The sequence below is a fragment of the Mycobacterium sp. NPDC003449 genome, from assembly GCF_053588415.1.
The window spans coordinates 1-14,041 of sequence record NZ_JBSFPX010000192.1; the positions used below are offsets into that span (position 1 = coordinate 1).

The 14,041-nt window shown below is 67.7% G+C and carries 13 protein-coding genes and 1 pseudogene; 9 read left to right on the forward strand and 5 right to left on the reverse strand.

Annotated features, from left to right (window positions below; all coding sequences use genetic code 11):
* The 6 genes and pseudogenes from ACWDTP_RS32020 to ACWDTP_RS32045 all read left to right on the forward strand — a co-directional run.
* Window positions 1-224, forward strand: a pseudogene (locus tag ACWDTP_RS32020) (MFS transporter); the annotation flags it as partial.
* An 85-nt stretch (window positions 225-309) separates the two neighbouring features.
* Window positions 310-1,647 carry a M20/M25/M40 family metallo-hydrolase gene (locus tag ACWDTP_RS32025; protein ID WP_450027240.1) on the forward strand — a complete coding sequence of 446 codons (1,338 nt, stop codon included), beginning with the start codon at window positions 310-312 and terminating at the stop codon, window positions 1,645-1,647.
* A gap of 26 nt (window positions 1,648-1,673) precedes the next feature.
* Window positions 1,674-2,855, forward strand: a complete 1,182-nt coding sequence (locus ACWDTP_RS32030) for a M24 family metallopeptidase (protein WP_450027241.1) — start codon at window positions 1,674-1,676, stop codon at window positions 2,853-2,855.
* Between the two features lie 10 nt (window positions 2,856-2,865).
* Window positions 2,866-3,846 carry a threonine ammonia-lyase gene (locus ACWDTP_RS32035; RefSeq protein WP_450027242.1) on the forward strand — a complete coding sequence of 327 codons (981 nt, stop codon included), beginning with the start codon at window positions 2,866-2,868 and terminating at the stop codon, window positions 3,844-3,846.
* Window positions 3,843-4,196, forward strand: a complete 354-nt coding sequence (locus ACWDTP_RS32040; protein ID WP_450027243.1) for a RidA family protein — start codon at window positions 3,843-3,845, stop codon at window positions 4,194-4,196. Before ACWDTP_RS32035 ends, ACWDTP_RS32040 begins: the two co-directional genes overlap by 4 nt.
* Window position 4,197: 1 nt before the next feature.
* Window positions 4,198-4,950 carry an SDR family NAD(P)-dependent oxidoreductase gene (locus tag ACWDTP_RS32045; RefSeq protein WP_450027244.1) on the forward strand — a complete coding sequence of 251 codons (753 nt, stop codon included), beginning with the start codon at window positions 4,198-4,200 and terminating at the stop codon, window positions 4,948-4,950.
* Between the two features lie 106 nt (window positions 4,951-5,056).
* Here ACWDTP_RS32045 and ACWDTP_RS32050 read toward each other — a convergent pair whose 3' ends face one another.
* Window positions 5,057-6,694: a fatty acyl-AMP ligase gene (locus ACWDTP_RS32050; protein WP_450027245.1), complete on the reverse strand. Its 1,638-nt coding sequence runs from the start codon at window positions 6,692-6,694 to the stop codon at window positions 5,057-5,059.
* 321 nt (window positions 6,695-7,015) lie between these two features.
* Window positions 7,016-7,984, reverse strand: a complete 969-nt coding sequence (locus ACWDTP_RS32055) for a 4-(cytidine 5'-diphospho)-2-C-methyl-D-erythritol kinase (protein ID WP_450027246.1) — start codon at window positions 7,982-7,984, stop codon at window positions 7,016-7,018.
* 80 nt (window positions 7,985-8,064) lie between these two features.
* On the opposite strand from ACWDTP_RS32055, the gene ACWDTP_RS32060 reads away from it, so the two are divergent.
* A complete protein-coding gene (locus ACWDTP_RS32060; protein ID WP_450027247.1) occupies window positions 8,065-8,928 on the forward strand; it encodes a serine/threonine-protein kinase in 864 nt (287 codons plus the stop codon).
* 96 nt (window positions 8,929-9,024) lie between these two features.
* Here the strand turns inward: ACWDTP_RS32060 and rsmA are convergent, their stop codons facing one another.
* The 3 genes from rsmA to ACWDTP_RS32075 form a co-directional block, all read right to left on the reverse strand.
* Window positions 9,025-9,921 carry a 16S rRNA (adenine(1518)-N(6)/adenine(1519)-N(6))-dimethyltransferase RsmA gene (gene rsmA / locus ACWDTP_RS32065; protein WP_450027252.1) on the reverse strand — a complete coding sequence of 299 codons (897 nt, stop codon included), beginning with the start codon at window positions 9,919-9,921 and terminating at the stop codon, window positions 9,025-9,027.
* Window positions 9,918-11,045 (reverse strand): transglycosylase family protein, encoded by a 1,128-nt coding sequence (locus tag ACWDTP_RS32070; protein WP_450027248.1) that lies wholly within the window; start codon window positions 11,043-11,045, stop codon window positions 9,918-9,920. The genes rsmA and ACWDTP_RS32070 overlap by 4 nt, the downstream gene beginning before the upstream one ends.
* Window positions 11,046-11,149: 104 nt before the next feature.
* The gene (locus tag ACWDTP_RS32075) at window positions 11,150-12,007 is read right to left on the reverse strand and encodes a TatD family hydrolase (protein ID WP_450027249.1); all 858 of its coding nucleotides are present in this window, start codon (window positions 12,005-12,007) and stop codon (window positions 11,150-11,152) included.
* A 25-nt stretch (window positions 12,008-12,032) separates the two neighbouring features.
* Here ACWDTP_RS32075 and metG point away from each other — a divergent pair, with 25 nt between their 5' ends.
* Both metG and ACWDTP_RS32085 read left to right on the forward strand, forming a co-directional pair.
* On the forward strand, window positions 12,033-13,640 hold the full coding sequence (gene metG, locus ACWDTP_RS32080; protein ID WP_450027250.1) for a methionine--tRNA ligase: 1,608 nt from the start codon (window positions 12,033-12,035) through the stop codon (window positions 13,638-13,640).
* 2 nt (window positions 13,641-13,642) lie between these two features.
* Window positions 13,643-14,041, forward strand: a 399-nt coding sequence (locus tag ACWDTP_RS32085) for a Glu/Leu/Phe/Val dehydrogenase dimerization domain-containing protein (protein WP_450027251.1), incomplete at its 3' end; no start/stop codon positions are given.

The following is a 14,041-nucleotide window of genomic DNA, read 5'->3' on the forward strand; positions in this document are numbered from 1 at the left end:
GCATGCTGTTCGGCGGAACCGCCCCCGCGGTCAACGACTGGCTGATCGGTTCGACGCAGAACGCGATGGCTCCGGCCTTCTACATGATGGGCGCCTTCGTGATCGGGATGATCGCGCTGCGATTCATTCCCGAGACCCGCGGATGCTCGCTGCGCGGCCGCACGATCCCTGGTCTGACAGCCCCCTCCCAGGTCGACGCAATGGTGCCGGACCGAACTATCTGACTGTCCGGCAAGCGGACCCGCTGAGCTCATTCACCTCTCGCCGTCGGCGCACGGCGAATCTCACCACTGACAAGGACTTGACCACATGGGTTCGATCGACGCCACCTCACCGCGGCTGGAGCCGACCGTAGAACTGCTCCAGACCCTCATCCGCAACCGGTGTGTCAACACCGGTCACCGTGACTCCGGAGAAGAGGTTCGCAACGCCGATACGCTACGCCAATTCCTCGGCAACGCCGTGGACACCCAAGTCTACGATGCCGCCGAGGGCAGGCGCTCGATTGTCGCCAAGATTCACGGATCCGATCCGAAGGCACCGTCTCTCGCGCTGATTTGCCACACCGACGTGGTGCCCGCCGATGACATCGACTGGCTGCACGACCCGTTCGGCGGCGACCTGGTCGACGGAATGGTCTGGGGCCGTGGCGCGATCGACATGCTCAACATGACCGCCACGATGGCCGCGGCGATCCGGCATGCCGGGGAGTGCGGCCACCGGCCGCGCGGAGACATCTCGTTCATCGCCACCGCCGACGAGGAGGGCCAGGCCACCTGGGGCGCGAAATACCTGTTGGAGCACCACCTTCACGATGTAGCCACCGATTACGTCGTCACCGAAGGCGGTGGGTGGCCCCTCACCTCGGGACCGACCCCCAAACTGTCATGGGCCACCGCGGAGAAGGGCACCATGTGGCTGCGCCTGATCGTGCATGGACGCGCCGGTCACGCCGCGATGCCGTTCGGTGCCGACAACGCCCTGGTGAAAGCCGCGACGATCGTCGGCCTGCTCGACGCGCACCGACCCGAGCCGGTGATGTCGGAGACCTGGACCCGATGGGTCAGGGGTATGGACTTCGATCCCGAAACCACCTCGGGCCTACTCGATGCCAGCCGCGTCCGCGACACCGCCGACACGCTCCCCGAACTAGGGGGTACCGCGCACGCCTGCACCCATATGACGCTGACTCCGACCGGCGCCCGCGGCGGTATCGCCATCAACTCCATACCCGAGCGGGTGGAGATCGACGTCGATGCGCGGGTCATGCCGGGGCAGACGCGTCTGGACGTCGAGCGCGAGATCCGCGCCGCCCTCGGCCGGCTCGCCGACGAGGTGACCATCGAGTGGATACATGAACTGGTCACCCACGAATCCCCGCTGGAAACGCCGCTGTACGACACCGTGACCGGGATCGTCGACAACATCGCTCCGGGAACACAACTCGTCCCGAGCATGATCACCGCATCGACCGACGCCGACTATTTCCGGCGAGCCGGGGCGCAGGTGTACGGCTTCTCGATGTTCTCGGGATTCGTCGGCCCCAGCGAGTTCCGGCATATGTTCCACGGCGCGAACGAACGCGTCGACACCACCACTCTCGCGCTGTCCACGGAGCTGTGGACGCAACTCATCGACAAATTCTGACCCACGACAACGAAGGCCCACCAGACATGCAAGTCAAAACGATCGACGAAGTTTTCAGTTCCCAGGAATACCGCAACCGGATCGCCGCGGTGAAGACCGCGGGCCAGCGGGCCGGCATGGACGCACTCATCGTGACCGATCCCAAGAACATCTTCTACCTCACCGGGTACGACGCCTACTCGTTCTACGTGCCGCAGGCGCTCATCGTCGCGGTGGATCAACCCGACGAGCCGGTGCTGATCCTGCGGGAACAGGATGTTCCCGCAGCCACCGCCCTGAGCTGGCTGGCGCCGGAGAACGTGGTCGGCTACGACGAGGCCTACATCAACGGCACCCAACACCCGATGCGGGCTGTGGGCGAGACGATCTCGTCGCTGCGCTGGCGTCCCAAGAACATCGGCATCGACGAGTCGGATCTGTCGGTCGGTGCGCTCCACGCCCTCGACGACACCATCTCCGGGGCGACCCTGAAGAACGCCACCGGACTCGTCGAGTGGATCCGCTGCCACAAATCGCCAAGGGAAATCGACCTGATCAGAGAGGCCGCGCGGTTCAGCGATCGCGCGATGCTCGCGGCCATCGACATCATCGAACCCGGCGTCCGCGAGGCCGACGTCGCCGCCGACATCTATCATGAGCTGATCAGCGGGAACGGTTCGTCCTACGGCTCCACTCCCTGGCAGCCGTACCTGTCGTGCGGCGTGCACACCAACAACCCGCACATGAGCTGGAGCGGCAGCGTCATCGCCCCGGGCTCTCCGATCACCATCGAGCTCGGCGGCCATCGGCACAACTATGCGGCCGGGCTGGCCCGCACCGTCTACCTGGGGTCGCCACCACCCGAGTACCGGCGCCTGGAACGGACCGTGACCGAGGGCTACGAGATCGCCAGGGCCACGATGAAACCCGGCAACACCGCCGAGCAGGTGCACGCCGCGTGGACCAGCGTCCTCGGCGGGCAGGGCTTCACCAAGAACGGGCGCATCGGGTATTCGATCGGCATCTCCTTCCCGAAAACCGCCTGGATCGAGAACACCATCAGCCTGGCCGCGGGTGACCGCACCGAGCTGCGGCCGAACATGGCGCTGCACCTCATGCTCGCCGTGTGGCTGAACGACGTCGGCTACTCACTGAGCGAGACGTTCGTCGTCGGCGAATCCGAAAGCGAGAGCCTGTCGGCGCTCCCGCACGAACTCGTCGTCAAATAGGGCCCCCGCGATGCCGCACACCATGCCCAATCTGGACTCGATCCTGCAGGCGCGCAGCAGAATCGCACCCTATGTCACGCGAACACCGCTCCGGCACGCAGCGGTGATCAGCGAAAGCACCGGTGTCGATACGTATCTCAAGCTTGAAACGTTCCAACCCACCGGGAGTTTCAAGATCCGCGGCGCCAGCAATTCCGTCTGCGCTCTCGTGGAGAACGGCGGGCGCACCGGAATCGCCACCGCCTCCACCGGAAACCATGCCAGGGCCGTGGCCCACATGGGCAACCGGACGGGTTTACCGGTGAAGGTGTTCGTTTCGACGACGGTGCCCGCCGATCGGGTGGCGGCGCTGGATCGCCTCGGCGCGACGGTGGACCGGACGTCCGCCGACCAGACCGAGGCGATCCGGGCCGCACAGCGGTTCGCGAAGTCGAACGACTTCGGGTTCATCCCCCCGTTCGACCATCCCGACGTGATCAGCGGGCAGGGCACTACCGCGGTGGAGCTGTGCGAGGACCTGGATGACCTCGATGCCGTCGTGGTTCCGGTGTCCGGCGGAGGGTTGATCGCCGGCATCGGACTCGCGATCAAGGCGCTGCGCCCCGCCACCACCGTGATCGGGGTGTGCGCCGAGAACGCACCCGCGATGGCGCTTTCGCTGCGTGCCGGGCACCCGGTCAGCCCACCCGAGATCGCCACCGTGGCGACCTCGCTGATGGGCGACCTCGGCCCGGACAACACCTACACCTTCCCGCTCGCGCAGAAATGCGTCGACGACATCGCCACGGTGTCGGAAAGCGATATCACCGACGCACAGGCCCGGCTCCGACGGGACGCCGGAATCGAGGCCGAGGGCGCGGCCGCGGCCTCCCTTGCCTACCTGCACACCCACCGGGACCGGTGGCAGGGACGCAAGGTCGCGCTGCTGGTCACCGGCAGCGCGGACGCGCCACCAACCCCGGATACACATGTTGAGGAGGAATCGCGATGATTGAGCCCGCGGGGCACTACGCCTTGGGAGTACGTCGAGGGCAATGGCTGTTCGTGGCCGGACAGACCGGCGAGGACGCCACCGGCCGCCTCGGCGACCTGTCCGGCCAGACCGCGCAGGCGGTCGCCAACATCACCGAAATCCTTGCCGCGCACGGTGCGGAGCTCGGTGACGTGGTCCGGATGACCTGCTTTCTCACCGACATCGCGGAGTTCGCCACGTTCGATGCCGCTTACTCGCGCGCACTCGGCGGGCACACCCCGGTACGGACGACGGTGGGCGTCAACGGATTACCCGCAGGTGAACTGGTGGAGATCGAAGCCACCGCCTTCCTCGGCGGGACGGCCTGAGATGGCCGGGGACCGCGTCGCGCTCGTCACCGGAGCGACATCCGGGATCGGCATCGACATCGCCGAACGGCTGGTCGGCGACGGGTTCAGGGTGGTCGTATCCGGCAGGTCCACCGAACGCGGGACCGAGATCGCCCGCCGGCTCGGTGAACGCGCGGTGTTCCTGCAGTCCGATCTGACCGACGCCGGCGGATCGGACCGTCTCATCGGGCGCACCGTCGACGAGCTCGGCCGGCTCGACGTCCTGGTCAACAACGCCGCGGTGGACCACACCGGCGATCTGCTGAAGGCAACCGACGACGAGATCCGAAGTACGTTCGAGATCAACACATTCGGGGCGATGAACCTGCTGATCGCCGCGGCCCGGGTGATGGCCGATCAGGGTGACGGCGGATCGATCATCAACATCACGTCGCGGCTGGCCAGCATCGGCGTCCCGACCATGGGTGTCTACAGTGCGAGCAAGGGGGCCATGTTGGCATTCACCAAAGCCGCGGCTGTCGACTTGGCGCAGTACGGGATACGGGTGAATGCCGTCGCCCCGGGGATGACGCGGACTCCGCTGTACAACGAGTGGCTGCACGGGCTTTCCGATCCCGAGGCGGAAGCCGCGCGGGTCGCCGCGGCGATTCCGCTCGGTCGTATCGCCGAGCCGGCCGACGTGTCCGCCGTGGTGGGTTTCCTCGCCTCGGAGCAGGCGTCCTACCTCACCGGGATCTCCATCCCCGTCGACGGCGGGTACCTGGCCACGTAGTTCCTCCGCCGAGCAGACATGCGGGTACCCGGGAAAGCCCTTTCCACGGGACGCGCGCGTCTGCTCGGCGGGAAAGTCTGGGCGCTCCCCCGCCCCCGCCCGGCGGCTACTGGCTGACCAGCGACACCGAGTTAGCCCGGCGCAGCTTGCCCGACGGGGTCTTGGGAATGCTGCCGGGCCCGAGCACCACGACGTTGCGCGGACGCACGTCGACCTCGGACACCACCTCGTGGGCCACCTGATGCTCGATCCGGCGCACCTCGGCCGGATCCTGCCAGGCGTTGGATTCCACTGCGACGGCGAAGGTCTCGCGCGAATGCCCGGCGTCCAGGCGGACCGCGACGGCGCAGCCGGGGCGCACGCCCTCGACGCGGCCGGCGGCCCGTTCGATATCCGTCGGGTAGATATTGCGCCCGGCCATGATGATCACGTCCTTGACGCGACCACACACGATGATGTTGCCCTCCTCGGTGATGTAGCCGAGGTCGCCGGTGTCGTACCAGCCGTGCTCGTCCTGGGCCGGCAGGAAACCGCCCATGGTGATGTAGCCGGGGGTCAGCGATTCGCCGCGCAGCTCGATCACGCCGACACCGCGGGACAGCATGACCTCGCCGTGCTCGTCGACGACGCGCGCCTCCAGGTCCTTGAGCAGCGGGCCCAGCGAGGCCAGCCGCTTGGTGTTGCCCTTGGTGGCGGGCACGGCGCGGCGCAGCGCGGCCAGCAGGTCGGCGTCGACCTCGTCGACCACCAGGCCCGCGTTGCACGGGGAGAACGACACCGCCAGGCAGGTCTCGGCCATGCCGTAGGCCGGCAGGATTGCCGACTCCGGAAGACCGAACGGCTTGCCCGCGTCGAGCAGGTCCTCGACATCGGCCGGCTCCACGGGTTCGGCGCCCGAGAGCGCGAACCGCAGCGTGGACAGGTCGTACTCGCCCGGCTTGGCCTGACGGCGCAGCCGCTTGGCGAACAGCGCGTAGGCGAAGTTGGGCGCCGCGGTCATGGTGCCCTTGTACTTGTCGATGAGCTTGGCCCACAGCAGGGTGTCGCGCAGGAAGTCCATCGGCGTGACCTTGACCAGCTCGGCGCCAAAGTACATCGGGATGGTCAGGAAGCCGACCATGCCCATGTCGTGGAAGCACGGCAGCCAGCTGACCATGACGTCCTTGTCGACGTCGTACTCCGCACCGATGAACATCGCCTCGGCGTTCGAGTGGATGTTGCGGTGGGTGATCTGGACGGCCTTGGGCGATCCGGTAGAGCCGGACGTCAACTGCATCAGCGCCAGATCGTCCTCGCCGGTCTCCACCGGATCGATCGGGTCGGCGGCGAGCAGGTCGGCGATCTTGACGACCTTGATGCCTTTTTCTTCGAGCACCGGGACGGCGACCAGGAACGGCTCGGAGACGATGACGGCGTCGGCCTCGATCATCCCGATGACGTTCATGGTGTCCTCGGCCCACACCGCGAGGTCGGTGCGCGGGGTCGGCTGGTGCAGCATGGTCAGGCTCGCGCCGCGCATCCACACCCCCTGGGCGGTCGGGGCGATCTCCACCGGGAAGCCGGCCAGCACGCCGACCGCGTCGCCGTGTCCGATACCCGCGGCGGCCAGGCCGCCCGCGATGCGCCGAGCCCGCTCGTGAACCTCACCCCAGGTGTGGCGCACCGGCTCGTGCGGTTCGCCGGTCACCATGCCCCTGGCGCTCTCGCGGGCGTTGCGGTACATCTTCTCGGTGAATCTGCTCACGACGACCTCCTCGGGACCGGCGGCATTGCCCGGCTATCCATGCTCCGCTCGGTGGGCAACGCTTTCGAGGAGGCGCGCACACACAATTGGGCAGCAGTTATGTCTCGGTTCGGTGATGGCGTCCACTCGGGCGCGACCCTCCCCCGCAACGGTGCGGGAGCGTCGGTGCGGGTAACGCGACTGCGCCGCCGTCCGCCCGATGCGGCGGGCGGGAACGTCGTGTCCGATACCTGACCGATAGCATTCACCGTCGATCATCTTAAGAGACCCTTAAGTAGCTGCCAAACTCTCGCGAGAATTGAGTTCTGCGTCACACCCGGGTCACACCGACGTCGACGGTGTGGGGACGACGCGTGCCCCATGCACCGGACCGCTGGCCACCCGTACGGTACGGCACACGTCGTCGCCCGCCAGCTGCGCCCCCACGTCCACGGCGGTGGTGGACGACGGGCACAGGAACGCACACGTCGGGCCGGATCCGGACACGATCCCGGCCAGCGCGCCCGCATCGACACCCGCCCGCAGGGTCCGCCGCAGATCCGGATACAGGCTCAGCGCCGCCGGCTGCAGATCGTTGCCCAGCAGCGACGCCAGCTCGGCCGGATCACCGGAGGCCAGCGCCGCCAGGACCGGCTCGGGCTCCTCGGCCCGCGGCGGCGCACCCCGCTCGGAATCCGTGCGCAGCCGGTCCAGCTCGCCGAACACCTTCGGGGTGGACAGCCCGCGGTGGGCGAACGCCAGCACCCAGTGGAAGGTGTTGCGGGCCAGCACGGTGGCGAGTTCCTCACCGCGGCCCGAGCCCAGCGCCGTCCCCCCGTGCAGCGCGAACGGCACATCGCTGCCCAGCTGGGCGGCCAGCGCGTGCAGGTCGCGCCGGGGCACGCCGAGTTCCCACAGCGTGTTCATCGCCACCAGCACCGCGGCGGCGTCCGCGCTGCCGCCGGCCATGCCGCCCGCCACCGGGATCGACTTCTCGATGCTGATCTCGACGTCGGGCGCCCGGCCGACGTGCTCGGCCATCAGCACGGCCGCCCGCCAGGCCAGATTGCGGTGATCGGTGGGCAGCGATTCCACCCCTTCACCGGACAGGTTCACGGACAGCATGTCGGCGTTGCGGACCGTCACCTCGTCGAGCAGTGACACCGCGTGAAACACGGTGGTGAGATCGTGGTAGCCGTCGTCGCGCAGATCGCCGACCGAAAGGTGCAGGTTCACCTTCCCCGGTACCCGCACGGTGACCGACCCGGTGGGAACCCACTCGGATGCGGTGCTGCCGTCAGATGCTGACACGGCACCGACACTATCGCCGACCGACCGATGCTGTCGGCGAACCTCGGCAGTGCCACGTGCGCCGAACCTAAGCTGTCAAGGTGGTGTCACCCGGCGGGACCATCGCGGGATACGCCGTCGATGCGGCCGTCGGCCGAGGCGGCTGGGCCGTCGTGTACCGGGCCCGCGACGAGGCGGGCCGCACGGTCGCGCTCAAGGTGCTCGACGACCAGCACCGCAGACCCGACCAGCTGATCCGGCTGCGGCGGGAGTTCGAGTTCGCCCGCACGCTCACCCATCCCCACATCGTCACGGTCTACGCGGAGGGCCCGGCGTGGCTGGCCATGGAGCTGGTCACCGGAGGGACGGTCGGCGACCTGCCCGACCTGCCTGCCGCGCCCGACCGCGTCACGGCGCTCACCCAGATCGCCGACGCGCTCGACTACGCGCACCGGCAGGGCATCGTGCACAGCGACGTCAAACCCGCCAATATCCTTGTCGACGAGCCGTTTTCGCGTGCCGTACTGATCGACTTCGGGGTGGCGCACTCGCTGGCCGAGGATGTGGCCGCGCGGATGTCGCACGACAGCGGACGGCTGACCCTCGACCCGGCCAGACGCATCACCCGGCGCGCCGGCGCCCCGGTGGCCAGAGTGCAGGCGTCGCTGCCGTATTCGGCACCGGAGTTGCTCAGCGGGCGCGATCCCACCCCGGCCGCCGACGAGTACGCCCTGGCCTGCACCACCGTCGAACTGCTGACCGGTTCGCCACCGTTCGCGGCGAACACGGCGATGAGCATCGTCGATCATCAACTGCACAGTGCGCCGCCCCGCATCTCGCGCCGAGCACCGTGGATTCCCACCGCCGTCGATCCGATCGTGGCCAAGGCCATGGCGAAAAACCCGGAGCGGCGCTATGGCTCGTGCGCCGAGTTCGTCGGGCTGATCGTCGAGGCGCTCGGATAGTCGGGATCCGTCGGTACCTGATCCGGCGAAAGGGCCGCCCCACCGCATGGTGGGGCGGCCCTTTCGTCGAACTCGCGCGCTGGGGTGGGGTTGAGGCTAGGTGACGCGGACGCGCTCCTGAGCCTCACCGGCGGCTTCCTTCGCCCGCTGCAACAGCCGGACGAAATCGGCGATCGCGAGGGTTTCACCGCGGCGCGACGGGTCGATGCTGGCGGCCAGCAGCCGCTCCGCCGACTCGTTTCCCGAACCCGCCCAGTCGGCGAATGCGTTGCGCGAGGTCTTGCGGCGTTGCGCGAACCCGGTGTCGATCAAACCGAACACCTCATCGCGGAAGGCCTCATCCATCGGCCAGGACGGTGTTTCGTAGCGGTCGATGCGGACCAGCCCCGAATACACGCGCGGGATGGGCCAGAACACCGTGGGCGACACCATGCCGTGCCTGCGGACGTTTCCGTAGAAACGCACCTTGGCACTGGGCACCCCGTAGTCCTTGCCACCCGGTTCGGCGGCCAGCCGTTCGGCCACCTCGGCCTGCACCATGACCATCACCGTCCGGATCGACGGGAATTCGGCCAGCAGGTGCAGCAGCGCGGGCACTGCCACGTTGTAGGGCAGGTTCGCGACGAGCGCGGTCGGCTGATCGGTGACATCGGCCGGAACCAGCGTCAGGATGTCGCGGTTGAGCACGGTGAGCCGATTGATCTCACTGTGCGAATGTTCGGCGATCGTGGTGGGCAACTGTTGCGCCAGCAGCGGATCGATCTCCACTGCGGTGACGCGCGCACCACGGTCGAGCAGCGCCAGCGTCAGCGATCCGAGTCCGGGCCCGACCTCGAGAACGTGGTCGTTGCGATGGACACCGGAGGCCGACACGATGCGCCGAACAGTGTTGGCGTCGTGGACAAAGTTCTGTCCGAATGATTTGCGTGGCCGAAAGTCGATGTCTTTGGCCAGTCGTCGTATCTCGGTCCGCCCGAGCAGTCGAATAGTCAGCGCGCCCCAATCCTCCCGCTACAGACGGGCCAGGCTCCCCAACCTTGCCGGGCTTGCGTCACCGTAGCAATCGCAATTTGCTCTTCCCTTGTCGCCAAGTCGGCCCTCGGAGCATACCGCAATCCCCCCTGTCGCTCCCAGGTGTTCTGATCAAATTGCACGCCGCCGTAGAAACCGTTACCCGTGTTTATCGCCCAGTTACCTCCGGCTTCACACTGCGAAAGGGCATCCCAGGCGGCTCCGTTGGTCACCGGGGGGACTTCGGTGCCCGGCTTTGCTCCGACTCGGAGCACGCCGTCGCGGGCCGGATTGATAACGACATTGGCTACTGGCAACCTGCCAGTTTCCTTACCGTTCACCTTCGCGACAGCGAAGGTGACGTCCTGGGTACCCGGCGCGCCCGGGTCCTCGACCACCTTGCGGCTCATGTTGAGGGTGGGGTCTTCGATGCGTTTGTTGCCCGGCGCGAGCGGGATCTGCTCGGTCACCTTCTCGATCCGCATCCGGGTCACCTCGACGTGCATACCGTCCACGACCGGGGACGATGCCGCGGGGGTCACGGTGTCGTTCTGCTCGAGCGGGGCTCCGGCGGCCTGCAGCAGGCCCGCCACGTTCGGGGCGGCCAGGTGCACGGTCGACACGGTGCCGCCGTCGTCGATCTCGACCGTCTTGGGACTCACCACCGGCAGGGCCATCCCGGCCAGCGGCACCCGGCTGCCCCGCGATGCCGCGGCAGGGGCCTTATCGGTCATCCGCAGCTGCGCGAGCGCCTCGTCGACCGTCGACGCGGTGGTCCACACCTGCTTGCTGTCCTGACCGTCCAGCGACACCTCCAGGGGCCGGCTGCGGCGCAGCACGATGGTCTCGGACTGGTGCACCGACTGATCGGCGGCCGGGTAGAGATCATCACGGTCGCCGACGTCGAAACCGTTCTCCTCGACCACGTCGATCACCCTGGACTTCATCGTCGCCACCGTCATCGGCGCCCCGTCCACCGACAGCGTCACCGTCTTGTGGGACGAGACGGCGTAGCCACCGGCCGCGGTGAGAGTCACCAGAAGGGCGCCGAGGACCCCGCGGAGCATCGGCGATCGGGACTCATGAAGTTTTGTCAGGGCATTCACGTTCGCGGTACTCCCGGATCTGACGGCAGCGTTCAGCGGCTGCAGGTCAAGCGGTTGATCACAAGACGGTAACGAAAAGGCCTAGTTCCGGCAACTACAACCGGCTACCGGACACCGGGGCCTCCGTTAAGTCCGTACACCCGCGCCGCAGTGCCTGCGGTCTCGGACGCGACCTCCTCGGCGGGCCGGTCCAGCAACTGCGCGAGTGCCCGGACAGTGTATGGCAGGCAATAAGGCTCGTTCGGTGCCCCGCGGTACGGATGCGGGGTCAGAAACGGCGCGTCGGTCTCCACCAGCAGCTGACCGGCCGGAATCAGCTGGGCCGCTTCCCGCAGGTCACGGGCGTTCTTGAAGCTCACCGTGCCGGAAAGGCTCAGCACCCAGCCGGCGTCGACGCAGGTGCGGGCCATCTCGGGGCCCGACGAAAAACAGTGGAAGATCACAGTCTCGGGCGCCCCCTCGGCGCGCAGGACGTCGAGCACCTCGTCATCGGCGTCGCGGTTGTGGATCATCAGCGGCTTGCCGGTGCGCTTGGCCAGATCGATATGCCAGGCGAAGCCGTCGCGCTGCTGTTCGGGCGTCGCACACCCGTCCAGGCGGCCCGGCCAGTACATGTCGATCCCGGTCTCGCCGATCGCGACCACCCGCGGATGGGCGGCCAGCCGCTCCAGATCGGCCCTGGCAGCGCCGGTGAGCGTGGCGGCGCGGGTGGGGTGCAGCGCGACCGCGGCGTACACCCGGTCGTCGGCCTCGGCGGCCGTGGTCACCCAGTGCGCGGAGGCCAGGTCATCGGCGATGGTGACGACCTGCCCGACGCCCACGGCTGCGGCCCGGTCCACGATCGCCCGCACGTCGGCGGCGGTCTCGGCGCCGCAGGCGTCGAGGTGGGTGTGGGCGTCGATCAGGGGGGCCAGCGGCTCCGGGGCGGGAGGCTTGTCCCTGGCTGACCGTTTGGAACTCACCGCAACACCATAAAGTGATTCCCCGATGAGCACCTTCTCCTCCCCCGGCGCGGGGACGCGCACCCCCGAGGACACCTCCTCCCCCGGGGACCGCCCGTACTACATCACCACGGCGATCGCCTACCCGAATGGCGCACCGCACATCGGGCATGCCTACGAGTACGTCGCCACCGACGCCATCGCCCGGTTCAAGCGCCTGGACGGTTTCGACGTGCGCTACCTGACCGGCACCGACGTGCACGGCCAGAAGATGGCCGAGACCGCGGCCGCCGAAGGCATCGCAGCGGCCGAGCTGGCGCGGCGCAACTCCGACGTGTTCCAGCGCATGCAGGAAAAACTCAACATCTCCTTCGACCGGTTCATCCGCACCTCCGACGCCGACCACTACGAGGCATCGAAGGCCATCTGGCAGCGAATGAACGAGGCCGGCGACATCTACCTGGACACCTACGCGGGCTGGTACTCGGTGCGCGACGAGCGCTTCTTCACCGAGGGTGAGACCACCGAGCAGCCCGACGGCACCCGGATCGCCACCGAGACGGGCGCACCGCTCACCTGGACCGAGGAGCAGACCTACTTCTTCAAGTTGTCGGCCTACGCCGAGCCGCTGCTCGCGCACTACCAGGCCCACCCGGAGTTCATCGGGCCCGAGGTGCGGCGCAACGAGGTGGTCAGCTTCGTCTCCGGCGGCCTGCGCGACCTGTCCATCTCGCGCACCACGTTCGACTGGGGTGTTCCGGTGCCCGGCCATCCCGATCACGTCATGTACGTGTGGGTGGACGCGCTGACCAACTACCTGACCGGGGCCGGCTTCCCGGACACCGATTCGGCTGCCTTCCAACGGTATTGGCCGGCGAATCTGCACATGATCGGCAAGGACATCATCCGGTTCCACACCGTGTACTGGCCGGCGTTTCTGATGTCGGCGGGCATCGAGCTGCCGCGCCGGGTGTTCGTGCACGGCTTCCTGCTCAACAAGGGCGAGAAGATGAGCAAGTCGATCGGCAATGTCGTCGACCCGATGAATCTCATCGACACGTTCGGCCTCGACCAGGTGCGCTACTTCCTGCTGCGCGAGGTGCCCTTCGGCCAGGACGGCAGCTACAACGAGGACGCCATCATCGGCCGGATCAACGCGGACCTGGCCAATGAACTGGGCAACCTGGCGCAGCGCTCACTGTCGATGGTGGCCCGCAACCTCGGTGCGGCCGTGCCCGATCCCGGTGAGTTCAGCGCCGAGGACACCGCGCTGCTGACGGCGGCCGACGTGCTGCTGGAGCAGGTGCGGGCGCACTACGATGTCCCGGCGATGCACCTTGCGCTGGAAGCGATCTGGTCGGTGCTCGGCGCGGCGAACCGGTATTTCTCGGCGCAGGAACCGTGGGTGCTGCGCAAGTCCGAGGACCCGGCCGACCAGGACCGGTTCCGCACCGTGCTGTACACGACGCTGGAGGTGGTGCGGATCGCCACGCTGCTGTGTCAGCCGGTGATGCCGCAGTCCACGGCCAAACTGCTCGACCTGCTCGGCCAACCGGCCGGCGACCGCACATTCGAAGCCATCGCCACCCGGATCAAACCCGGTGTCGCCCTGCCCGCCCCGACCGGAGTGTTCCCACGTTACGAGGTGAAGTGACTATGACCCTGCCCAGCAGTCTGCATGGCATCTACGAGGAACTGGTGTCCCGCAACGCCGGCGAGACCGAGTTCCACCAGGCCGTGTACGAGGTGCTGACCAGCCTTGAGCCGGTGGTCACCAAGCATCCCGAATACGTCGACAACGCGGTGATCCGCCGGCTGTGCGAGCCCGAGCGCCAGATCATCTTCCGGGTGCCGTGGCTCGACGACGCGGGGGCGGTGCAGATCAACCGCGGGTTCCGGGTCGAATTCAACTCGGCGCTCGGCCCGTACAAGGGTGGGCTGCGGTTCCATCCCTCGGTGTACCTGGGGATCGTCAAATTCCTCGGCTTCGAGCAGATCTTCAAGAACTCGCTCACCGGGCTGCCGATCGGCGGCGGCAAGGGTGGCTCGGACTTC